This is a genomic window from Pectobacterium aroidearum (assembly GCF_015689195.1).
Taxonomy (GTDB): Bacteria; Pseudomonadota; Gammaproteobacteria; order Enterobacterales; family Enterobacteriaceae; genus Pectobacterium; species Pectobacterium aroidearum.
This window is the reverse complement of the sequence record NZ_CP065044.1, coordinates 4,568,499-4,588,879: the sequence shown is the minus strand read 5'-3', so window position 1 is coordinate 4,588,879 and position 20,381 is coordinate 4,568,499. Positions and strand designations below refer to the sequence as shown.

The following is a 20,381-nucleotide window of genomic DNA, read 5'->3' as shown; positions in this document are numbered from 1 at the left end:
CGATAACGGCTTATGCCGCCATTTTGGACAAGAACTTACGGTAAGTTTTTGTAAAACTCTCACGTTGATGACAGTCAGCCGTTAGGCTGGAGTGAAAGACGCTGCATAAGCGTACTGACTGGCGTACTGATTGGTAAGGAATGGAAATAATGCACCATGAGGCAACTAATCTGGTTGAGATCCGTGGTCTTAGCTTCCGGCGCGGAGAGCGAGAGATTTTTACGGACATCACGCTGAATGTGCCTAAAGGCAAGGTCACCGCGATCATGGGGCCTTCCGGCATCGGTAAAACCACGCTGTTGCGCCTGATTGGCGGGCAGCTACAGCCGGACAGCGGCGAAATCTGGTTTGATGGCGAGAATATCCCGACGCTGTCGCGCAGCGAACTGTATAACGCGCGCAAGAAAATGAGCATGTTGTTTCAGTCCGGGGCGTTATTCACCGATTTAAACGTGTTTGATAATGTTGCCTGGCCGCTGCGTGAACATTCCAGGCTACCGGAATCGCTGCTGCGTAGCATCGTCATGATGAAGCTGGAAGCGGTGGGGCTACGCGGTGCGGCGGAACTGATGCCTGCGGAACTGTCCGGCGGCATGGCGCGGCGTGCGGCGCTGGCGAGAGCGATTGCGCTCGATCCGCAGTTGATTATGTTTGATGAGCCTTTTGTCGGGCAGGATCCGATCACGCTGGGGACGCTGGTGAAGCTCATTGATGAGTTGAACCATGCATTGGGTGTGACCTGCATTGTGGTTTCTCACGATGTACCTGAGGTGATGAGCATCGCCGATTACGCGTATATCGTGGCCGACAAACGAGTGGTGGCAGAAGGAACGGCGGATCAACTGAGGGCGAACAATGACCCGCAGGTCCGTCAGTTTCTGGATGGTATCGCCGACGGGCCAGTGCCTTTCCGTTTTCCGGCGGGCGACTATAAAACGTCGCTGCTAGGTTCAGGGGGTTAACGCAGTCATGTTATTACGGACGTTGGCGTCGCTTGGGCGTCAGGGAATCTCCACTAGCGTTGCGTTTGGGCGCGCCGGGCTGATGCTGTTTAATGCGCTGGTGGGTAAACCCGAATTCAGAAAGCAGTGGCCGCTGTTGGTGAAACAACTTTACAGCGTGGGTGTGCAGTCGCTGCTGATCATTATGGTTTCCGGCCTGTTCATCGGTATGGTGCTGGGGTTGCAGGGCTTTATCATTCTGACGACTTACAGCGCCGAGGCCAGCCTGGGCATGATGGTGGCGCTGTCGCTGCTGCGTGAGCTCGGTCCGGTGGTGACGGCGCTGCTGTTCGCCGGACGTGCCGGTTCCGCGCTGACAGCGGAAATCGGCCTGATGAAAGCAACGGAACAGCTCTCCAGCATGGAAATGATGGCCGTCGATCCGCTGCGCCGCGTTGTGGCGCCACGCTTCTGGGCAGGGCTCATCAGCATGCCGCTGCTGGCGGTGATTTTTGTCGCCGTAGGCATTTGGGGTGGCGCGCTGGTCGGTGTGGACTGGAAAGGCATCGATAGCGGGTTCTTTTGGTCCGCTATGCAGGGCGCGGTTGACTGGCGTCAGGATGTCTTGAACTGCGTGATTAAAAGTGTCGTATTTGCGATTACGGTGACCTGGATTGCACTGTTTAACGGCTATGACGCGATCCCGACGTCTGAAGGGATTAGCCGTGCAACGACCCGAACCGTCGTGCACTCGTCGTTAGCGGTACTGGGATTGGATTTTGTGCTGACAGCACTGATGTTTGGGAACTGAGTCGATGCAAACAAAGAAAACTGAAGTCTGGGTTGGTGTGTTTATGTTGATCGCGCTGGCCGCCATCCTGTTTTTATGCCTGAAAGTGGCGGATCTCAAGTCGATCGGCAGTGAGCCGACGTACCGTCTGTACGCGACATTTGACAACATTGGCGGGCTGAAAGCGCGTTCTCCGATCCGCATTGGCGGCGTGGTCATTGGCCGCGTGGCGGATATTTCGCTGGACAAGAAAACGTACCTGCCGCGCGTAGCGATGGATATTCAGCAGCGCTACGATCATATTCCTGATACCAGTTCTCTGGCCATTCGTACTTCTGGTTTGCTGGGCGAACAGTATCTGTCACTGAACATTGGATTTGAAGATGAGGATATGGGCACCACGATCCTGAAGGATGGCGGTGTGATTCAGGACACCAAGTCAGCGATGGTGCTTGAAGATCTCATCGGTCAATTCCTATATAAGAGCGGCGGTAATAGCGAAGATAATGCCGGTCAATCGGGTACAGAGCCGGGTGCCGATCCTGCGGCAACCTCTGAGCACCATAATGAACCCGTTCCTTCACATCCATAAGAGGATATCTGCATGTTTAAACGTTTACTGATGGTAGCTTTACTGGTGGTGGCACCATTAGCCAACGCGGCGGATCAAACGAACCCTTATCGTTTGATGAATGAAGCAGCGGAAAAAACTTTTGACCGCTTGAAGAGCGAGCAGCCAAAGATTAAACAAAGCCCTGACTATTTGCGTACTGTCGTGCGTGAAGAACTGCTGCCGTATGTTCAGGTGAGATACGCCGGTGCGTTGGTTCTGGGGCGTTACTATAAAGACGCGACACCGGCACAGCGTGATGCCTACTTCAAAGCGTTTGAAGCTTATCTGGAGCAGGCTTACGGTCAGGCTTTGGCGATGTACAACGGCCAAACCTACCAGATCGCCCCTGAACAGCCGCTGGGCAATGCCGATATCATTTCTATCCGCGTGACCATCATTGATAACGGCGGTCGCCCTCCGGTGCGTCTGGATTTCCAATGGCGTAAGAACAGCAAAACCGGTAACTGGCAGGCGTACGACATGATTGCCGAAGGCGTCAGTATGATCACCACGAAGCAAAATGAGTGGGCGACCATTCTGCGTCAGAAAGGCGTTGATGGCCTGACTCAACAGCTGGAATCCTCAGCGAAGCAGACCATCACGTTGGATCAGAAAAAGTAATTTGGATATGAACATGGCTAACGCATTGAACTGGCAGGCGCAGGACGACACGCTGGCGTTAACGGGCGATCTGGATCGTGAAACGCTGTTACCCTTCTGGCAGCAGCGTGAATCGCTGCTCGTGGGTAAAACCGTGTTGGATGTGTCGGGGTTAAACCGCGTTGATTCTGCCGGGTTGGCATTGCTGATGCATTTTTACCAACAGCCGTCTTCAGGCCGTGAGATAACGATTGTCGGCGCCAGCGATCGGTTAAAAACGCTCATTGCGCTCTATAACCTGAATGAAATCATTCCAGTGTCTTAAACGGTAACACGGGTTACCGGATACGCCCCTTTAGGCATTGTCTGAAGGGGCGTATTCTTTGTTTAAGATAGCGCCATATTCATCTAAGATACCTCCCTGTAAATCATCTCCCCCTGACATAGAAATCGAGAGCGATGGAAAATAACGAAATTAAAGACGTGCTGATGAACGCATTAGCACTGGAAGAAGCCCATGTTTCTGGTGATGGCAGCCATTTTCAGGTCATCGTGGTGGGCGGACTTTTTGCTGGAATGAGCCGAGTCAAAAAACAGCAGGCCGTTTATGCGCCGCTGATGGAGTACATCGCGGATAACCGCATTCACGCACTGTCAATCAAGGCCTATACGCCGGAAGAGTGGCAACGCGACCGTAAACTGAACGGCTTCTAAATACTCTCCGTGTGTGAGCGGAGATAAATCGCCTGTATCAGTGTGATGAAATAGTGAATTAAGACATCGAGATACAAAGACTATGGATAAATTTCGTGTTCAGGGCCCAACCCGCTTAGCGGGGGAAGTGACCATTTCCGGCGCCAAGAATGCTGCGTTGCCCATCCTGTTCGCTGCATTGCTCGCAGAAGAACCGGTAGAGATTCAAAACGTACCGAAGCTGCGCGACATTGATACCACCATGAAGCTGCTTGGTCAGCTGGGCGCGCGCGTTGAGCGTAACGGCTCTGTCCATGTGGATGCCAGCAATGTAAACGTATTCTGTGCGCCGTACGATCTGGTAAAAACCATGCGTGCATCCATCTGGGCTCTGGGGCCGCTGGTGGCGCGTTTTGGTCAAGGTCAGGTATCGCTGCCAGGCGGCTGTGCTATCGGCGCACGCCCGGTAGATTTGCATATTTACGGCCTTGAGCAGCTCGGTGCACAGATCGTGCTGGAAGAGGGGTATGTAAAAGCGACGGTTGATGGTCGCCTGAAAGGCGCGCATATCGTGATGGACAAAGTGAGCGTGGGTGCCACGGTCACCATCATGAGTGCGGCGACGCTGGCGGAAGGTACTACGATTATTGAGAACGCGGCGCGTGAGCCGGAGATTGTCGATACGGCAAACTTCCTGAACACGCTGGGTGCGAAAATCAGCGGTGCAGGTAGCGATAAAATCACCATTGAAGGTGTTGCGCGTTTGGGCGGCGGCGTGTACCGCGTGGTGCCAGACCGCATTGAAACCGGGACATTCCTGGTTGCTGCTGCGGTATCTCGTGGTCAGATTATCTGTCGCAATACCCGTCCTGATACGCTGGATGCCGTATTGGCGAAGCTGCGTGAAGCGGGTGCGGAGATTGAAATCGGTGAAGACTGGATCAGTCTGGATATGCACGGTAAGCGTCCGAAAGCGGTTACCGTTCGCACGTCGCCGCATCCGGGTTTCCCGACTGATATGCAGGCGCAGTTTAGCCTGTTGAATCTGGTGGCGGAAGGAACGGGTGTGATTACCGAAACCATCTTCGAAAACCGCTTCATGCACGTGCCTGAGCTTATCCGCATGGGTGCGCAGGCGGAAATTGAGAGCAATACGGTGATTTGCCACGGCGTTGATAAGCTGTCTGGTGCGCAGGTGATGGCGACGGACTTACGTGCGTCAGCCAGTCTGGTATTAGCCGGTTGTATCGCGGAAGGCGTGACGATAGTGGATCGTATTTATCATATCGATCGTGGCTATGACCGCATCGAAGATAAGTTGCGTGCGTTAGGTGCAAACATTGAGCGCGTTAAAGAGCACGAATAAGCGTTTCTGTCGTTCATCTTCACAATGATGTTTTTCAGCCGGGTGGGTTCCCACCCGGTTTCTTGTTTGCCTGCCGATAGTGCTTTATCAGCTCGCCTCGGGTGCCGCTATTGAGTGGGAAATTCCTGAATCGTCATTTGTAGCGTGATTTGCTTAGCATCGCGCTCAATGGTGACCGGAATGACAGTTCCAGGGCGTATTTCTGAAACCTGTTCCATGGTTTCAATAATCGAACGTGCAGGCTTATTGTTCACGCTCACGATGACGTCTTCGATACGGATCCCCGCTTTATCCGCCGGCCCGCCTGGGTCGATAGTCTGCACGAGAATACCGGTTAATCGCCCTTGTGCATTACGGCTGTTGGTCGACGTACTGTTCTCAAAGTTTTCGAGCTGCACACCGTTGACGCCAATATAGCCACGCACTACGCGACCATCGCGGATGAGCTTGCCCATCACCTTGGTCGCCAGCGTGACGGGAATTGCGAAGCTAATGCCTTCCGGCGTTTCGCCGTTGCTGCTTTTATCAAAAGAGAGGGTATTAATACCGACCAGTTCACCGAGCGTGTTGACCAGCGCGCCGCCGGAGTTGCCGTGGTTAATGGACGCATCGGTTTGCAGCAAGTTTTGACGTCCGACCTGGCTTCTTTGCTGGCCATAAGCGCTGAGGCTGACGCGGCCAGTGGCGCTGATGACACCCTGCGTGACAGTTTGCCCCAGATTATAAGGGTTGCCGATCGCCATCACGACATCGCCAACGTGCGGGATACGGTCTGGATTTATTGGAATAACGGGGAGATTGACGCCATCAATTTGCAACACAGCCAGGTCGGTCAGGGAATCGGAACCGATCACGCGGGCTTCGTACAGCCTGCCATCTGACAGCTCTATCTGGATCTGCTGAACGTTATTAATCACGTGCTTGTTGGTTAAAATATACCCTTTTTCATTCATGATGACGCCAGACCCCAGAGGGTGAATAGCGACTTCACTGGGTTTGTCTTGATTGGCAACCCGGTTGTAAATGTTAACCACAGCAGGCGCCGCACGGCTCACTCCCTGATGGTAGCTGACAGGAGAAGCATCAGTCTGTCTGTCACTGCTTTTCAGAAACGACGTACCAGACCCGATAAAGGGGAGTATGGCCAGAATAATACCGGCGACGAGGGCACCAAAGAGTGCTGAACGTAATAACTTAGCAAGCATGGCCGTGATTTACTGTGGAAAAGGGAGGTAGTGGGGAGGATATCATGAGAAGTTCGGACACCGCATGATTCGGTGTCCGATTTTTTATGGCGTGCCATCCTTGGCCGCCACCCTTACGGGCCGTTGCTGATACAACGTTAAAAATTTCTCCCGGAAATTTTTTAACATCAGCGATGTTCTGCCTGATTACGCTGCCGAAAAAGACGACAGGTGATTAACGTAACAGCAGATAAATCGTTTCTTCGCCCCGGACGATATTCAAAGCCAGAACGGAAGGTTTCGCTTCCAGCAGCTTGCGCAACTGCGTGATGTTTTCAATACGCTCACGGTTCACGCCGATGATGATATCGCCTTTCTGCAGACCAACCTGCGCCGCAGGTGTGTCTTTGGCGACGTTATCAATCTGTACGCCCTTGCTGCCGTCTTTCAATTGGCCATTGGTCAGAGACGCGCCCTGCAATGACGGTGAAAGTGTTTCGGCGCTGGTTGACGCTGATGAGCTGTTATCCAGCACGACGGACACTTCCTGCGGTTTGCCATCACGCAGCAGGCCGATTTTCACGGTCTTGCCCGGCGCGGTGGTGCCGACTTTCGCCCGCAGTTCGGCAAAGCTGCTGATCGGTTTACCATCCAGCGTCGTCAACACGTCGCCCGCCTTGATACCCGCTTTCGCGGCGGCAGATTTCGGTAAGACTTCGCTGACGAAGGCACCGCGTTGTGCATCGACGTTGAAGGCTTTCGCCATCTCAGACGTCATTTCGCTGCCTTTAATACCCAGCAACCCGCGTTTGACCTCGCCAAATTCAACCAACTGCTGTGCCAGATTCTGAGCCATGTTGCTGGGGATAGCGAAACCGATACCGATGTTCCCGCCGCCCGGCGCCAGAATCGCCGTGTTAATACCGATCAGCTCACCGTTGAGGTTAACCAACGCACCGCCGGAGTTACCACGGTTGATAGACGCATCGGTCTGGATGAAGTTTTCCAACCCTTCCAGATTCAGCCCGCTACGCCCCAGTGCAGAGATGATGCCGGAGGTCGCTGTCTGACCAAGGCCGAATGGGTTACCCACGGCAACGGCGAAATCACCGACGCGGAGTTGATCGGAGTCAGCCATTTTCACTGCGACCAGATTCTTGGCGTCATTCAGCTGTAGCAGGGCGATATCGGTTTGCTCGTCGCGACCAATCAGTTTTGCTTCATACTCACGCCCGTCATTGAGCTGGACGCGAATTTTGTCGGCGTTATTGATGACGTGATTATTGGTGAGCACGTAACCTTTTGCGGCATCAATAATGACGCCAGAGCCCAATCCTTCAAACGGACGAGAGCTTTGTTTGTCCGTTGGGAAGTTCGGGCCAAAGAAGAACTTGAACTCCTCCGGTACGCGCTGGCGCTGTACCTGTGTACCTTCAACATGCACGCTGACGACGGCTGGCAAGACTTTTTCCAGCATCGGGGCCAGGCTTGGCGTCTGTTGACCTTGTACCACGGCAGGCAACGCAGCATTCGCTACGGGAAGCGTGGACAGGGTCAAACCTATACTCATTGCCAGTGCACTAAATAATAATGATGTTTTTTTCATTGTTATTAACTCTCTCACGGCCTGCGGATGAATAAAACGATGATATATAAACTTAAAGACACGGTGAAGAGTCAGACTGGCGATCAGTGTGTAAAGTTCACTGCTGTTTCGTCAGCAGATTGTAACTATCGCTTTTATACAACGTGTTACCGAACGGTGGCGTTATCGAACGATAGCAGCCTACGGTGCGCGTCTTAAAGGGACAAACGCTTTAAGCGTAGAGCATAGGAAGGGAAAACGTGAGGCCAGAAAGCCTCACGCTGGAGGAGATTGACTTATTTGCGAATCGGGCGTTCGCCCCGCAGCAGGCCTGATGCACCGTCGGAATAATCACGCGGTGGCATGTTCACCGGAGCCTGATCGTTATCCGCTTCGGATTCGGTCAGACGATATTTAAACGGGTTATCCTGGCCGGGAACGTTAGGTAACAGGTTATTGGAGCTTTTCGCCATGTGCTGATAAAGCTGACGATAATCATCCGCCATGTTATCCAATAGCTCCGCACTGCGGGCGAAGTGACCCACCAATTCCTGACGATAGTCTTCCAGTTCGGTTTTGCTTTTCTCCAGCTCATTCTGCAAGACCTGCTGTTGCCGCAGCTTACGGTTACCAAAGCGCATGGCTACAGCACCAATAATAATACCGACTACTAAACCTATCAGCGCATACTCCCAAGTCATAATAGCTCCTATTTTGACGTCGTTGTCCCGTAGGGTTTTTCACTTAATAATAGTCACTATAACCGTTAACCTTGCCTGAGTGGAATCCTGATACTCGATGACGGAAGGGAATGTTGACCCACCGCAGACATCAAGGTTGTTAACTGCGACGATTACGGCTTAAATCGACGGCAACACACAGCAAAACACGACTAACTTTTTTCTCAGGGATTGCGATGGCTACTCCACAGACAACACGGCAGCAAACAACACCCTTGGCACTTTATCAGCAGGCGCTTTCCGCTGGTGAATATCAGCCGGATGAGGTGCAGCGGCAAACGGTTGTGCGCCTGGAAGCGATACATCAGGCGCTATGCGAACGTGCTGCTGATGATAATGCAGGGGCATCCGGCCGCGTGGGAAAATGGCGTAGCTGGCTTGGGCTACGTGAGAAACGTGAATCTGCGCCAGTTCAAGGGTTGTATATGTGGGGCGGCGTCGGACGCGGTAAAACCTGGCTGATGGATATGTTTTTTCACAGCTTGCCCGCTGAGCGCAAAATGCGCCTGCATTTTCATCGTTTTATGCTGCGCGTGCATGAAGAACTTAACCAGTTTCAGGGGCAGGAAAATCCGCTGGAAAAAGTGGCTGATGGGTTCAAAGCTGAAACTGATGTGCTGTGTTTCGATGAATTTTTCGTTTCTGACATTACCGATGCGATGTTGCTGGCTGAACTGCTGCGGGCGCTGTTTGCTCGTGGCATCGCGCTGGTGGCGACGTCGAATATTCCGCCAGACGATCTCTATCGCAATGGATTACAACGCGCCCGTTTTCTTCCTGCGATTGAGCTGATTAAACAGCACTGTGAAGTGCGTAATGTCGATGCAGGTATCGATTATCGTTTGCGCACACTGACACAGGCACACCTTTATCTGTCTCCGCTGAATGAAGAGACCGAGGCCACGATGCAGCAGATGTTTACCCGTCTGACGGGGAAACGCTGGCAGACGCCGGGTCCGGTGCTGGAGATTAATCATCGCCCGTTGGCGACACTCGGTGTGAGTGAGGGCGTTCTGGCGGTTGATTTCCACACGCTGTGTACTGAAGCACGCAGCCAGAATGATTACATCGCGCTTTCGCGTCTCTACCACACGATGCTGCTGCACAATGTGACCGTGATGGAAACGAAGGAAGAAAACACCGCTCGCCGTTTTCTGGCGCTGGTGGATGAGTGCTACGAGCGTCGCATCAAATTGGTTATTTCTGCCCAAGCATCCATGTTTGAGATTTATCAGGGAGAACACCTGAAATTTGAATATCAGCGCTGTCTGTCCCGTTTGCAGGAAATGCAGAGCGAAGAGTACTTACGACAGCCACATTTGGCATAACGCAGGCTGCGGTTTTTTAGTCATTTGCGTGTGAAAAAAGGTCGATCTTTGGGAATGACTTCTCTATAATCTTGCGACCCCACGTTACAACAAAGTTTTTTTCCCAAAAACTTTATAGTGCCGGCAATGGCTATTCGAAGGGGTAGGTTTGCTGGACTTGATGGTCGTGTGAGCCTCAACTGTTTTTGAGCGTTTGGGTGTTCACCAACGTGTAACTAATTATTGGGTAAGCTTTTAATGAAAACTTTTACAGCTAAACCAGAAACCGTAAAACGCGACTGGTACGTTGTTGATGCGAACGGTAAAACTTTAGGCCGTCTCGCTACTGAACTGGCTCGTCGTCTGCGCGGCAAGCATAAAGCGGAATACACCCCGCACGTTGATACAGGTGATTACATCATCGTTCTGAACGCTGACAAAGTTGCTGTAACTGGCAACAAGCGTAACGACAAGATTTATTATCACCACACCGGCCACATCGGTGGTATCAAACAAGCGACCTTTGAAGAGATGATTGCCCGCCGTCCTGAGCGTGTGATTGAAATCGCGGTTAAAGGCATGCTGCCGAAGGGCCCGTTGGGTCGTGCTATGTTCCGTAAACTGAAAGTTTACGCGGGCACCGAGCACAATCACGCGGCACAGCAACCGCAAGTTCTGGACATTTAATCGGGATTATAGGCAATGGCTGAAAATCAATACTACGGCACTGGTCGCCGCAAAAGCTCCGCCGCTCGCGTGTTCATCAAACCGGGCAACGGTAACATCGTTATCAACCAGCGTAGTCTGGAACAGTACTTCGGTCGCGAAACTGCCCGCATGGTAGTTCGTCAGCCGCTGGAACTGGTCGACATGGTTGAGAAACTGGATCTGTACATCACTGTTAAAGGTGGTGGTATCTCTGGTCAGGCTGGTGCGATCCGTCACGGTATCACCCGCGCTCTGATGGAGTATGATGAGTCTCTGCGTGGCGAACTGCGTAAAGCAGGTTTCGTTACTCGTGATGCTCGTCAGGTTGAACGTAAGAAAGTCGGTCTGCGTAAAGCACGTCGTCGTCCTCAGTTCTCCAAGCGTTAATTTCTTGCTGCTTTGCAGCGAAATCAATGCGAAAAACCCGGTGCTGGTCACCGGGTTTTTTATGTCTGAAAAAAAATTCCTCGCAATATACGCTTTACTTTCCGTATGTTAGCGATGAAATTACGCTTATACCCCCACAAAACGAACAAAATCTGATAAGCTATTCGCCGATTTTATGCCTGTGTGCCAGCTATCTCGTAGCTGCCTAAAACGCCGAATTTTGTCAGGTGACGTTTACACACATTGGCGAGCAGAATTTCGAATAGCGGTTTGCAGGTTACTGACTGCGCGGCTATTCGCCATATTTTCTCGATAAACTTGGAGGTTTTCATGGCTGTCGCTGCCAACAAACGTTCGGTAATGACGCTGTTTTCTGGTCCATCCGACATTTTTAGCCATCAGGTCCGCATCGTATTGGCGGAAAAAGGTGTGAGTGTCGAGATTGAGCAGGTAGACATGGATAATCTGCCTCAGGATCTTATTGACCTCAATCCTTACGGTTCCGTGCCAACGCTGGTCGATCGTGAACTGACGCTCTATGAATCACGCATTATCATGGAGTATCTGGATGAACGTTTTCCTCATCCGCCGTTAATGCCTGTCTACCCGGTAGCTCGCGGTAACAGCCGCCTGATGATGCATCGCATTGAGAGCGACTGGTATTCTTTACTGAAGAAAATTACCCATGGCAGTGCGCAGGAAGCGGACGCGGCGCGTAAGCAACTGCGTGAAGAGCTGCTGGCTATTGCTCCGGTGTTTAACGAAGCACCTTATTTCATGAGCGAAGAGTTCAGTCTGGTGGATTGCTATCTGGCTCCGCTGCTGTGGCGTCTGCCGCAGTTAGGCATTGAACTGAGTGGTTCGGGCGCGAAAGAACTGAAAGGCTACATGACTCGCGTCTTTGAGCGTGATGCGTTCCTGGCTTCCCTGACGGAAGTGGAACGTGAAATGCGTTTGCAAACCCGAGGTTAAACCGTATGGCGTTGTCTCAACTGTCTCCGCGTCGTCCGTATTTATTACGGGCTTTTTATGATTGGTTGCTGGATAACCAATTAACGCCTCATCTGGTGGTAGATGTCACTCTGCCGGGTGTTATGGTGCCGATGGAGTTCGCCCGTGACGGCCAGATCGTGCTGAATATCGCACCGCGCGCTGTTGGCGGCCTTGAGTTAGCTGATGACAGCGTTCGTTTCAATGCCCGTTTTGGCGGCGTACCGCGCCAGGTCTACGTGCCGATGGCGGCCGTAATGGCGATTTATGCGCGTGAGAACGGGGCTGGAACGATGTTTGAGCCTGAACCTGCTTACGAAGAATCCGCAGGCGAATTTGAAGACTTCCAGGAAGGCGCACCTTCAGGGACAGTGATGTCGATTGTCGATAGCTCGCCTGATTCTGAAGCCCCTGACGGTGGCTCTGGTTCTGATGATGAACCGCCACAGCCGCCTAAAGGTGGCAGACCATCGCTGCGGGTGGTTAAATAAGTCATTTTCAAGGGCACCACTGCGGTGCCCTTTCTTATTTTTCGTGTTGCTAGGTGAAAATAGTGTTAACTGAAATTGCCCTTAATTGAATACCATTCCGCCATCAATCAATAGCGATTGCCCCGTCATATAGTCAGAATCGTGGCTGGCCAGATAGGATACGCAGGCAGCGACATCTTCTGGTTCAGAAAGGCGACCCAGCGTAATACGTTTGGCGAATTCTTCTGTCGCATAGCCACGCGGTTTTCCTGCGGATTCGGAGATCTTCCGATCGATTTCATCCCACATTGGCGTTTTTACGATACCCGGGCAGTAACCGTTGACCGTGATGCCTAACGGCGCTAAATCGCGTGCGGCAGTTTGCGTCAGGCCACGAACCGCAAATTTACTTGAGCTGTAGACGGCGAGTTCAGGGTTGCCCACATGTCCGGCCTGCGAACAGGCGTTGATGATTTTTCCACCGTGACCCAGCGATTTAAAGGCATCGAGCGCAGCCTGAATTCCCCAGATAACGCCTTTGACGTTGATGTTATAAACGCGATCGATGACTTCCGGCGTGATGTCTTCAATCAGCGTTGAAGGGGCAACGCCAGCGTTATTGACGATGACGTTAAAGTCACCAAAGCGCTTTTTAGCTGCGGCAACGGCTGCGAAAACGGCCTCACGATCCGCGACGTCTGCCTGTAATGCGATAGCCTGTCCGCCAGCTTTTTCGATTTCTTGCGCCACGCTGTGCGCGGTTTCCTGATTGTAATCCACGATGGCGACGGCAAAACCGTCGGCCGCCAGTCTGAGAGCAATAGCGCGGCCAATACCTTGACCGGCTCCTGTTACAAGGGCCACTTCGACTGCCATAGTTCCTTCCTCCTTAATGAAATCCAATCTCAATAAAGACAAATCAATGTCGGAGGTAAGTGTAGGCCTTTAGCGTGATATTGCAGGATTTATTACGAAAAATTCTTTAGAGGTGAGTGGAAAGTTAAAGTTTTTATTGGACTTTCTGGTGTGATATTCCGAAGGGGAATGGAGTGGTTGCCATTGGCTGATACGGAGCAGATTACTTCCGCGTCTGAGCACGACGTGTAGGGAAAGGTAGAGTGAAAGTGGATCACTGTCCGACTTCCTGAGAATAAGGGAAAGAGCGTAGATAACCTATGCTATAACCGAACCTGGCAGTGATATTCCTTGTTAGGGTATTGCGATTCGAACACGCAGAAAATCAGGAGAGGGTCTATGCATCAAGGTCGTTGTTTATGTGGCGGCGTAACGATTTCCACGGCGCATTCGGTCCGTGATGTTGCTGCCTGTCACTGTGGAATGTGCCAGACGTGGGGCGGTGGGCCGCTCATGGCGGTTGAATGTACCGATCCGGCGATTGAGATAGAAGGCGAGGAGAATATTACAGTCTGGCCGTCATCGGAATGGGCCGAGCGCGGTTTTTGCCGTGTATGCGGAACACATCTGTTCTACCGGCTGCGTGGCGGTGATGCCTACCATATTCCGGCGGGTTTCTTTGCCGACGAGACGGATAAGAAGCTGATATCGCAGATTTATATTGATAAGAAACCGTGCTACTACTCATTTGTTGAGAAGACGCCGACGCTGACTGAGCAGGATATTATCGCGCTTTATGCAGGTAAAGATTGAATATTGAGGTCACGTCGGAAAAAGAAAAGGGCAGCCAGCGCTGCCCTTAAGAGAAGTGAGTCGTTCTTACACTTCCAGATAGTTCATGATGCCGTCAGCGGCTTTACGGCCTTCTGCGATGGCCGTAACCACCAGATCGGAACCGCGTACTGCATCGCCACCCGCAAAAATTTTCGGGTTGCTGGTCTGGAAGGCGTTATCGCAGCTTTCCGGTGCGACAATACGACCTTGATCGTCCAGCTTGACGTCATGTTCTGCCAGCCACGCCATTTTGTGCGGACGGAAGCCGAACGCCATGATGACCGCATCGGCTTCCAGAACATGCTCGGAACCTTCAACGATTTCAGGACGACGACGCCCGTTGGCATCCGGCGCACCCAGTGCGGTACGCGCCATTTTCACGCCGCATACTTTGCCAGCGCCGTTGATTTCGACGCTTAACGGTTGCAGGTTGAACTTGAACTCGACGCCTTCTTCACGCGCGTTTTTCACTTCGCGTTTGGAACCCGGCATGTTCTCTTCATCACGACGATAGGCACAGGTAACGTGCGTTGAACCCTGACGAATCGAGGTACGCACGCAGTCCATCGCGGTGTCACCACCGCCCAGCACGACAACGCGTTTACCTTGCATGCTGACGTAAGGCTCGTCTGCTGCGGCCTCAAAGCCCATCAGTTGCTTGGTGTTGGCAATCAGGAACGGCAGAGCATCGTAGACACCCTGAGCGTCTTCATTGTCCAATCCACCGCGCATAGACTGATAGGTGCCGACGCCGAGGAATACGGCATCGTACTCATCCAGCAGCGCTTTCATCTGCACGTCTTTGCCGACTTCGGTGTTCAGGCGGAATTCGATGCCCATCTCGGTGAAAATCTCACGACGTTTCACCATCACCTCTTTTTCCAGTTTGAAAGAGGGGATACCGAAGGTCAGCAGGCCACCGATCTCAGGATGACGATCGAAGACGACGGCCTGTACGCCATTGCGCGCCAGTACATCGGCACAGGCCAGCCCTGCGGGACCAGCACCAATGATAGCCACGCGTTTGCCGGTCGGTTTGACGTTGGCTACGCTTGGCTTCCAGCCCATCTCGAACGCTTTATCATTGATATAGCGTTCGATGTTGCCGATGGTGACTGCGCCGAACTCATCATTCAGCGTACATGACCCTTCACACAGACGATCCTGCGGGCACACGCGACCGCAGACTTCCGGCAGGCTGTTGGTCTGGTGTGATAACTCAGCCGCTTCGATAATGCGGCCTTCGTTCGCCAGCTTCAGCCAGTTCGGGATGTAGTTATGTACCGGACACTTCCATTCACAGTAAGGGTTACCGCACGCCAGGCAGCGGTCTGCCTGAGCTTTGGACTGGCTTTCTGAGAACGGCTCGTAGATCTCAACAAATTCAATTTTACGAATTTTCAGCGGTTTCTTGGGCGGATCAACGCGCTGTAAGTCGATAAACTGGTAAACATTCTGACTCATGATGACCTCTTACTGCGCCTGAACCCGCAGCTCGGCTGCGGAACGACTACGGTGACCCAACAATGCCTTCACATCACTTGACTTCGGTTTCACCAGAGCAAACTTCGGTGCCCAGGTCGGCCAGTTAGCGAGGATCTCTTCTCCGCGGTGTGAACCAGTATTCTGTACATGCTCGGTGATCAGGCCACGCAGATGCTCTTCGTGAATAGCCAGCTCTTCCACATCCAGCACTTCTACCAGTTCCGGGTTAACGCGTTTGCGGAATTCACCGTCTTCATCCAGTACGTAGGCGAACCCGCCGGTCATACCTGCGCCAAAGTTCACACCGGTACGACCCAACACGCAGACGATACCGCCCGTCATGTACTCACAACCGTTATCACCGATGCCTTCTACCACGGTGATACAGCCGGAGTTACGCACGGCGAAACGCTCACCTGCGCGGCCTGCGGCAAACAGCTTACCGCCGGTAGCACCGTAGAGGCAGGTGTTACCAATAATGCTGGCTTCGTGGCTGCGGAAGGCTGAACCCACCGGAGGGCGCACGGAGATGCTGCCGCCCGCCATGCCTTTGCCCACGTAGTCGTTGGCATCGCCGGTTAATTTCAGTTCTACGCCACCTGCGTTCCAGACGCCAAAGCTCTGTCCTGCGGTACCGGAGAAGTAGGCTTTGATCGGATCGCCAGCCAGCCCTTGATCGCCATGTTTCTCGGCAATTGCACCGGACAGTGTCGCGCCGACAGAACGATCGGTGTTGCGGATATCGAAGTAGAGTGCTTTGCCCTGTTTCGAATCGATGTGCGGCTGTGCCTGTGCCAGCAGCTCTTTGTTCAGCAAGCCTTTATCGAACGACAGATTGCTTTCAGTGCAGTACAGCGCTTTACCCGGCTGAGGCTGTGCAGCGTGCAGCAGCGGAGACAGATCCAGTTTGTTCTGTTTAGCGCTGAAACCGTCCAGCTCAACCAGCAAGTCGGTGCGGCCAATCAGGTCCACCAGACGGCTGACGCCCAACTCCGCCATCAGCACACGAGTTTCGTGTGCGATGAACTGGAAGTAGTTGGTCACACGCTCAGGCAGGCCGTGATAGTGATCGCGGCGCAGCTTCTCATCCTGCGTCGCAACGCCTGTCGCACAGTTATTCAGGTGGCAGATACGCAGGTATTTACAGCCCAGCGCGACCATCGGTCCGGTGCCGAAGCCGAAGCTTTCCGCACCCAGAATCGCCGCTTTGACGATATCCAGACCTGTTTTCAGACCACCGTCCACCTGCAGGCGGATTTTGTGGCGCAGACCGTTGGATACCAAAGCCTGCTGTGTTTCTACCAGACCCAGTTCCCACGGGCAGCCCGCGTATTTCACGGAGGACAGCGGGCTAGCACCCGTGCCGCCGTCGTAACCGGCGATGGTGATCAGGTCGGCATACGCTTTGGCAACGCCCGTAGCAATGGTACCAACGCCCGGTTCGGACACCAGTTTTACCGAAATCATCGCTTTCGGGTTAACCTGCTTCAGATCGAAAATCAGCTGAGCCAGGTCTTCGATAGAGTAAATATCGTGGTGTGGCGGAGGTGAAATCAGCGTCACGCCCGGCACGGAATAGCGAAGACGGGCAATGTACGGCGTAACTTTATCACCCGGCAACTGACCGCCTTCACCCGGTTTCGCACCTTGTGCCACTTTAATCTGAATTACATCGGCGTTGACCAGATAGGCTGGTGTCACGCCAAAGCGACCAGAAGCAACCTGCTTGATACGGGACACTTTATTGGTGCCGTAACGCGCGGGATCTTCACCACCTTCACCGGAGTTGGAGAAACCGCCCAGCACGTTCATCGCTTCTGCCAGTGATTCATGCGCTTCTGGGCTGAGTGCGCCGATAGACATGGCTGCGGTATCGAAACGTTTGAACATTTCAGAAGCAGGTTCAACGCTGTCGATAGCGATGGCTGCGCCTTCTTGTGGTTTCAGCGCCAGCAGGTCGCGTAATGTGGCCGCCGGGCGCTCGTTAACCAGTTTGGCGTATTGCTCGTAATCGCTGTATTCCCCGGTTTTCACCGCGGTTTGCAGCGTGGTGACCACGTCTGGGTTGTAGGCATGGTATTCGCCGCCGTGAACAAACTTCAGCAGGCCACCCTGTTCCAGCGTTTTGCGCTTCAGCCAGGCACGCTTGGACAGGTTCAGCAGATCCTGTTCGAAGTCGCTGTAGTTTGCACCGCCGATGCGGCTGACGACGCCTAGGAAGCATTGCGTCGACACATCTTTATGCAGGCCCACAGCTTCAAACAGCTTGGAGCAGCGATAAGACGCAATCGTCGAGATGCCCATTTTGGACATAATTTTGTACAGGCCTTTGTTGATGCCGTTACGGTAGTTCAGCATCACGGCACGATAAGGTTTGTCGATGGTGTGGTTATCCACCATCCGCGCCAGCGTTTCGTAGGCGAGGTAAGGGTAGATAGCTGTCGCACCAAAGCCTAACAGCACGGCGAAGTGGTGAGGGTCACGTGCACTGGCGGTTTCAACAATGATGTTGGCATCACAGCGCAGGCTCTTTTCCACCAGACGGCGCTGAACGGCACCCACAGCCATCGGCGCAGGGACAGGCAGGCGTGATTCGCTAATGCCACGGTCGGACAGCACCAGCAGAACGGCACCGTCTCTGACTTTGTTTTCTGCTTCGTCACACAGTTTTTCGATGGTCTGTTGCAGCGTTTGCTGCGACGGATCAAACGTCAGATCCAGCGTGTCGGCGCGATAGTGCAGTTCATCCTGCGACGTCAGCTGTGTGAAGTCGGAGTAAAGCAGGATAGGCGATTTAAAGCTCAGACGGTGAGCCTGGCCTTCCGCTTCACAGAAGACGTTCATTTCGCGGCCAATGCTGGTCGCCAATGACATCACATGTGCTTCACGCAGTGGGTCGATCGGCGGGTTGGTGACCTGCGCGAACTGCTGGCGGAAGTAGTCATAAATGATGCGTGGACGGCTCGACAGCACGGCGAACGGCGTGTCATCGCCCATGGAACCGGTCGCTTCCTGACCGTTTTCGCCCAGTACGCGAATGACCTGATCCAGCTCTTCACTGCTGTAGCCGTACTGTTTCTGGTAGGTTTCCAGCAGATCGTCGTTGAATTCACGGCTGCCGACCTGATCGTCCGGCAACTCTTCAAACGGCACGAGGCGCTTAACGTTTTTCTCCATCCACTCTTTGTAAGGATGGCGGCTTTTCAGGTCGTTATCGGTTTCGGCAGAGTGTAGGATACGGCCGCTGCGGGTGTCGATCACCATCAGTTCGCCCGGACCAACGCGGCCTTTTTCAACCACTTCATCCGGCTGATAATCCCAGATACCGACTTCAGACGCGCAGGTGATCAGCTTGTCTTTGGTGATGACGTAGCGCGCAGGGCGCAGGCCGTTACGATCCAGGTTACAGGCGGCATAGCGCCCGTCGGACATTACGATACCGGCCGGGCCATCCCACGGTTCCATGTGCATGGAGTTAAAGTCGAAGAAGGCGCGCAGTTCAGGATCCATATCCGGGTTGTTCTGCCAGGCTGGCGGAACCAGCAGGCGCATGGCGCGGATGATATCCATCCCGCCGCTCAGGAACAGTTCCAGCATGTTATCCAGCGAGCTGGAGTCAGAGCCGGTTTCGTTGACGAACGGCGCGGCATCCTGCAAGTCTGGGATCAGCGGGGTTTTGAATTTGTAAGCACGCGCGCGTGCCCATTGGCGGTTACCGGCGATGGTGTTGATTTCGCCGTTGTGCGCCAGATAGCGGAACGGCTGCGCCAGCGGCCAGCGTGGCACCGTGTTGGTTGAGAAACGCTGGTGGAACAGACAGATCGAAGATTCCAGACGTAGGTCAGCCAGATCGAGGTAGAAGCGCGGCAAATCCGCCGGCATACACAGACCTTTATAGATCGTGACCAGATTGGAGAAGCTACAAACGTAGAAGTCTTTATCTTCGATGCGCTTTTCGATACGGCGGCGTGCCATGAACAAACGGCGTTCCATATCACGTTGACGCCAGCCAGCGGGGGCGTTAACGAAAATTTGCTCAATACGCGGCATGGATGACAGGGCAATTTCACCCAGTACATCCGGGTTGGTTGGCACTTCACGCCAGCCCAGTACGGACAGCGTTTCGTTCTGCAACTCTTCTTCTACAATCCGACGCGTGGCGCGAGCCAGCTCTTCGTCCTGATTGAGAAACATCATGCCAACGGCGTAGTTTTTGGCTAAGCGCCAGCCATGCTCTTCCGCTACCAGACGAAAGAAACGATCGGGCTTCTGAAGTAATAAACCGCAGCCGTCGCCAGTCTTGCCGTCAGCAAGGATTGCGCCACGGTGCTGCATGCGTGCGAGTGCGTGAATCGCGGTACGCACTACTTTGTGGCTCGGCTCACCTTCTATATGGGCGATTAATCCGAAACCACAGTTATCTCTCTCTTGGGATGCATCGTACAACATATTAGTGAACCTCCCCAGGCTCTGTGTGACTCTCACAACCTACTGCGAGAAAGCACCGTGGCGTTGAGCGGCTAGTATTACGCTCTCTTCTTCGGCCTCTCGTGACGGTCTCACAAGTGGTAAATGACTTGTTTTTAGAGGGAGTCTTCATTTACTGCATAAATATGACGAATCATGGACCCGTCAGGAAAGCTTCCAGCGGATTCCCAAATTAGCGAGAAACCCTGTTCAGGTCAAATACCAGTGCAAAATGTGCTGATAAACGATAATTTTTAATTATACCTATGAAACATAATGATTTTTTTAGAAAAACTATCTCGGGAAGTGAATATGGGATTTAATTGAAGTGTGAGCTGTATCACTATACAAAAGCGTGAGAACCCT

General features: G+C 53.1%; 19 protein-coding genes. 13 read left to right on the top strand and 6 right to left on the bottom strand.

The annotated features are described in order from the left end of the window. Positions 1-149 precede the first annotated feature (149 nt). The 7 genes from mlaF (at position 150) to murA (ending at position 5,003) form a co-directional block, all read left to right on the top strand. Positions 150-962 (top strand): phospholipid ABC transporter ATP-binding protein MlaF, encoded by an 813-nt coding sequence (mlaF, locus tag I2D83_RS20460; protein ID WP_182100470.1) that lies wholly within the window; start codon positions 150-152, stop codon positions 960-962. A gap of 7 nt (positions 963-969) precedes the next feature. Continuing rightward, on the top strand, positions 970-1,752 hold the full coding sequence (gene mlaE / locus I2D83_RS20455) for a lipid asymmetry maintenance ABC transporter permease subunit MlaE (protein ID WP_205947223.1): 783 nt from the start codon (positions 970-972) through the stop codon (positions 1,750-1,752). A 4-nt stretch (positions 1,753-1,756) separates the two neighbouring features. Further along, positions 1,757-2,323 carry an outer membrane lipid asymmetry maintenance protein MlaD gene (mlaD, locus tag I2D83_RS20450; protein ID WP_205947222.1) on the top strand — a complete coding sequence of 189 codons (567 nt, stop codon included), beginning with the start codon at positions 1,757-1,759 and terminating at the stop codon, positions 2,321-2,323. A gap of 12 nt (positions 2,324-2,335) precedes the next feature. Further along, positions 2,336-2,965, top strand: a complete 630-nt coding sequence (mlaC, locus tag I2D83_RS20445; protein ID WP_012773005.1) for a phospholipid-binding protein MlaC — start codon at positions 2,336-2,338, stop codon at positions 2,963-2,965. 13 nt (positions 2,966-2,978) lie between these two features. Further along, positions 2,979-3,269, top strand: a complete 291-nt coding sequence (mlaB, locus tag I2D83_RS20440) for a lipid asymmetry maintenance protein MlaB (protein ID WP_181848320.1) — start codon at positions 2,979-2,981, stop codon at positions 3,267-3,269. 134 nt (positions 3,270-3,403) lie between these two features. Beyond that, the gene (gene ibaG, locus I2D83_RS20435; protein ID WP_010280170.1) at positions 3,404-3,658 is read left to right on the top strand and encodes a BolA family iron metabolism protein IbaG; all 255 of its coding nucleotides are present in this window, start codon (positions 3,404-3,406) and stop codon (positions 3,656-3,658) included. An 82-nt stretch (positions 3,659-3,740) separates the two neighbouring features. Further along, the gene (murA, locus tag I2D83_RS20430; protein WP_012773007.1) at positions 3,741-5,003 is read left to right on the top strand and encodes a UDP-N-acetylglucosamine 1-carboxyvinyltransferase; all 1,263 of its coding nucleotides are present in this window, start codon (positions 3,741-3,743) and stop codon (positions 5,001-5,003) included. A 107-nt stretch (positions 5,004-5,110) separates the two neighbouring features. Here the strand turns inward: murA and degS are convergent, their stop codons facing one another. The 3 genes from degS to zapG form a co-directional block, all read right to left on the bottom strand. Next, a complete protein-coding gene (gene degS, locus I2D83_RS20425) occupies positions 5,111-6,208 on the bottom strand; it encodes an outer membrane-stress sensor serine endopeptidase DegS (protein WP_205947221.1) in 1,098 nt (365 codons plus the stop codon). Between the two features lie 214 nt (positions 6,209-6,422). Further along, positions 6,423-7,793, bottom strand: a complete 1,371-nt coding sequence (degQ, locus tag I2D83_RS20420) for a serine endoprotease DegQ (RefSeq protein WP_012773009.1) — start codon at positions 7,791-7,793, stop codon at positions 6,423-6,425. Positions 7,794-8,068: 275 nt separating this feature from the next. Beyond that, positions 8,069-8,473: a Z-ring associated protein ZapG gene (gene zapG, locus I2D83_RS20415; protein ID WP_005975485.1), complete on the bottom strand. Its 405-nt coding sequence runs from the start codon at positions 8,471-8,473 to the stop codon at positions 8,069-8,071. 215 nt (positions 8,474-8,688) lie between these two features. Between zapG and zapE the strand changes: the two genes are divergently transcribed. From zapE to sspB, 5 genes are all read left to right on the top strand, one after another. Then, positions 8,689-9,840, top strand: coding sequence for a cell division protein ZapE (gene zapE / locus I2D83_RS20410; protein WP_205947220.1), 1,152 nt, complete (start codon positions 8,689-8,691; stop codon positions 9,838-9,840). Positions 9,841-10,077: 237 nt separating this feature from the next. Beyond that, the gene (gene rplM, locus I2D83_RS20405; RefSeq protein WP_012773011.1) at positions 10,078-10,506 is read left to right on the top strand and encodes a 50S ribosomal protein L13; all 429 of its coding nucleotides are present in this window, start codon (positions 10,078-10,080) and stop codon (positions 10,504-10,506) included. 15 nt (positions 10,507-10,521) lie between these two features. Beyond that, positions 10,522-10,914, top strand: coding sequence for a 30S ribosomal protein S9 (gene rpsI, locus I2D83_RS20400; RefSeq protein ID WP_012773012.1), 393 nt, complete (start codon positions 10,522-10,524; stop codon positions 10,912-10,914). Between the two features lie 330 nt (positions 10,915-11,244). Next, positions 11,245-11,886 (top strand): stringent starvation protein SspA, encoded by a 642-nt coding sequence (gene sspA / locus I2D83_RS20395; protein ID WP_005975503.1) that lies wholly within the window; start codon positions 11,245-11,247, stop codon positions 11,884-11,886. Between the two features lie 5 nt (positions 11,887-11,891). After that, positions 11,892-12,395: a ClpXP protease specificity-enhancing factor gene (gene sspB / locus I2D83_RS20390; RefSeq protein ID WP_012773013.1), complete on the top strand. Its 504-nt coding sequence runs from the start codon at positions 11,892-11,894 to the stop codon at positions 12,393-12,395. Between the two features lie 81 nt (positions 12,396-12,476). Here the strand turns inward: sspB and I2D83_RS20385 are convergent, their stop codons facing one another. Beyond that, positions 12,477-13,250, bottom strand: coding sequence for a (S)-acetoin forming diacetyl reductase (locus tag I2D83_RS20385; RefSeq protein WP_012773014.1), 774 nt, complete (start codon positions 13,248-13,250; stop codon positions 12,477-12,479). Positions 13,251-13,628: 378 nt separating this feature from the next. On the opposite strand from I2D83_RS20385, the gene I2D83_RS20380 reads away from it, so the two are divergent. Further along, positions 13,629-14,042: a GFA family protein gene (locus I2D83_RS20380; RefSeq protein WP_194431458.1), complete on the top strand. Its 414-nt coding sequence runs from the start codon at positions 13,629-13,631 to the stop codon at positions 14,040-14,042. Between the two features lie 66 nt (positions 14,043-14,108). On the opposite strand, the gene I2D83_RS20375 is transcribed toward I2D83_RS20380, so the two are convergent. Together I2D83_RS20375 and gltB are read right to left on the bottom strand one after the other, a co-directional pair. Then, positions 14,109-15,527, bottom strand: coding sequence for a glutamate synthase small subunit (locus I2D83_RS20375; RefSeq protein ID WP_205947219.1), 1,419 nt, complete (start codon positions 15,525-15,527; stop codon positions 14,109-14,111). A 9-nt stretch (positions 15,528-15,536) separates the two neighbouring features. Next, on the bottom strand, positions 15,537-19,997 hold the full coding sequence (gene gltB, locus I2D83_RS20370) for a glutamate synthase large subunit (RefSeq protein WP_205947218.1): 4,461 nt from the start codon (positions 19,995-19,997) through the stop codon (positions 15,537-15,539). Between the last annotated feature and the right edge of the window lie 384 nt (positions 19,998-20,381).

What these genes read in the sequence shown, in the direction of transcription:
- mlaE (WP_205947223.1), top strand. Translation starts at nt 970, where the DNA reads ATGTTATTACGGACGTTGGCGTCGCTTGGGCGTCAGGGAATCTCCACT.
- murA (WP_012773007.1), top strand. Translation starts at nt 3,741, where the DNA reads ATGGATAAATTTCGTGTTCAGGGCCCAACCCGCTTAGCGGGGGAAGTG.
- rplM (WP_012773011.1), top strand. Translation starts at nt 10,078, where the DNA reads ATGAAAACTTTTACAGCTAAACCAGAAACCGTAAAACGCGACTGGTAC.
- sspB (WP_012773013.1), top strand. Translation starts at nt 11,892, where the DNA reads ATGGCGTTGTCTCAACTGTCTCCGCGTCGTCCGTATTTATTACGGGCT.
- I2D83_RS20380 (WP_194431458.1), top strand. Translation starts at nt 13,629, where the DNA reads ATGCATCAAGGTCGTTGTTTATGTGGCGGCGTAACGATTTCCACGGCG.
- mlaD (WP_205947222.1), top strand. Translation starts at nt 1,757, where the DNA reads ATGCAAACAAAGAAAACTGAAGTCTGGGTTGGTGTGTTTATGTTGATC.
- ibaG (WP_010280170.1), top strand. Translation starts at nt 3,404, where the DNA reads ATGGAAAATAACGAAATTAAAGACGTGCTGATGAACGCATTAGCACTG.
- mlaB (WP_181848320.1), top strand. Translation starts at nt 2,979, where the DNA reads ATGGCTAACGCATTGAACTGGCAGGCGCAGGACGACACGCTGGCGTTA.
- rpsI (WP_012773012.1), top strand. Translation starts at nt 10,522, where the DNA reads ATGGCTGAAAATCAATACTACGGCACTGGTCGCCGCAAAAGCTCCGCC.
- zapE (WP_205947220.1), top strand. Translation starts at nt 8,689, where the DNA reads ATGGCTACTCCACAGACAACACGGCAGCAAACAACACCCTTGGCACTT.
- mlaF (WP_182100470.1), top strand. Translation starts at nt 150, where the DNA reads ATGCACCATGAGGCAACTAATCTGGTTGAGATCCGTGGTCTTAGCTTC.
- I2D83_RS20385 (WP_012773014.1), bottom strand. Translation starts at nt 13,250, where the DNA reads ATGGCAGTCGAAGTGGCCCTTGTAACAGGAGCCGGTCAAGGTATTGGC.
- degS (WP_205947221.1), bottom strand. Translation starts at nt 6,208, where the DNA reads ATGCTTGCTAAGTTATTACGTTCAGCACTCTTTGGTGCCCTCGTCGCC.
- degQ (WP_012773009.1), bottom strand. Translation starts at nt 7,793, where the DNA reads ATGAAAAAAACATCATTATTATTTAGTGCACTGGCAATGAGTATAGGT.
- I2D83_RS20375 (WP_205947219.1), bottom strand. Translation starts at nt 15,527, where the DNA reads ATGAGTCAGAATGTTTACCAGTTTATCGACTTACAGCGCGTTGATCCG.
- mlaC (WP_012773005.1), top strand. Translation starts at nt 2,336, where the DNA reads ATGTTTAAACGTTTACTGATGGTAGCTTTACTGGTGGTGGCACCATTA.
- gltB (WP_205947218.1), bottom strand. Translation starts at nt 19,997, where the DNA reads ATGTTGTACGATGCATCCCAAGAGAGAGATAACTGTGGTTTCGGATTA.
- zapG (WP_005975485.1), bottom strand. Translation starts at nt 8,473, where the DNA reads ATGACTTGGGAGTATGCGCTGATAGGTTTAGTAGTCGGTATTATTATT.
- sspA (WP_005975503.1), top strand. Translation starts at nt 11,245, where the DNA reads ATGGCTGTCGCTGCCAACAAACGTTCGGTAATGACGCTGTTTTCTGGT.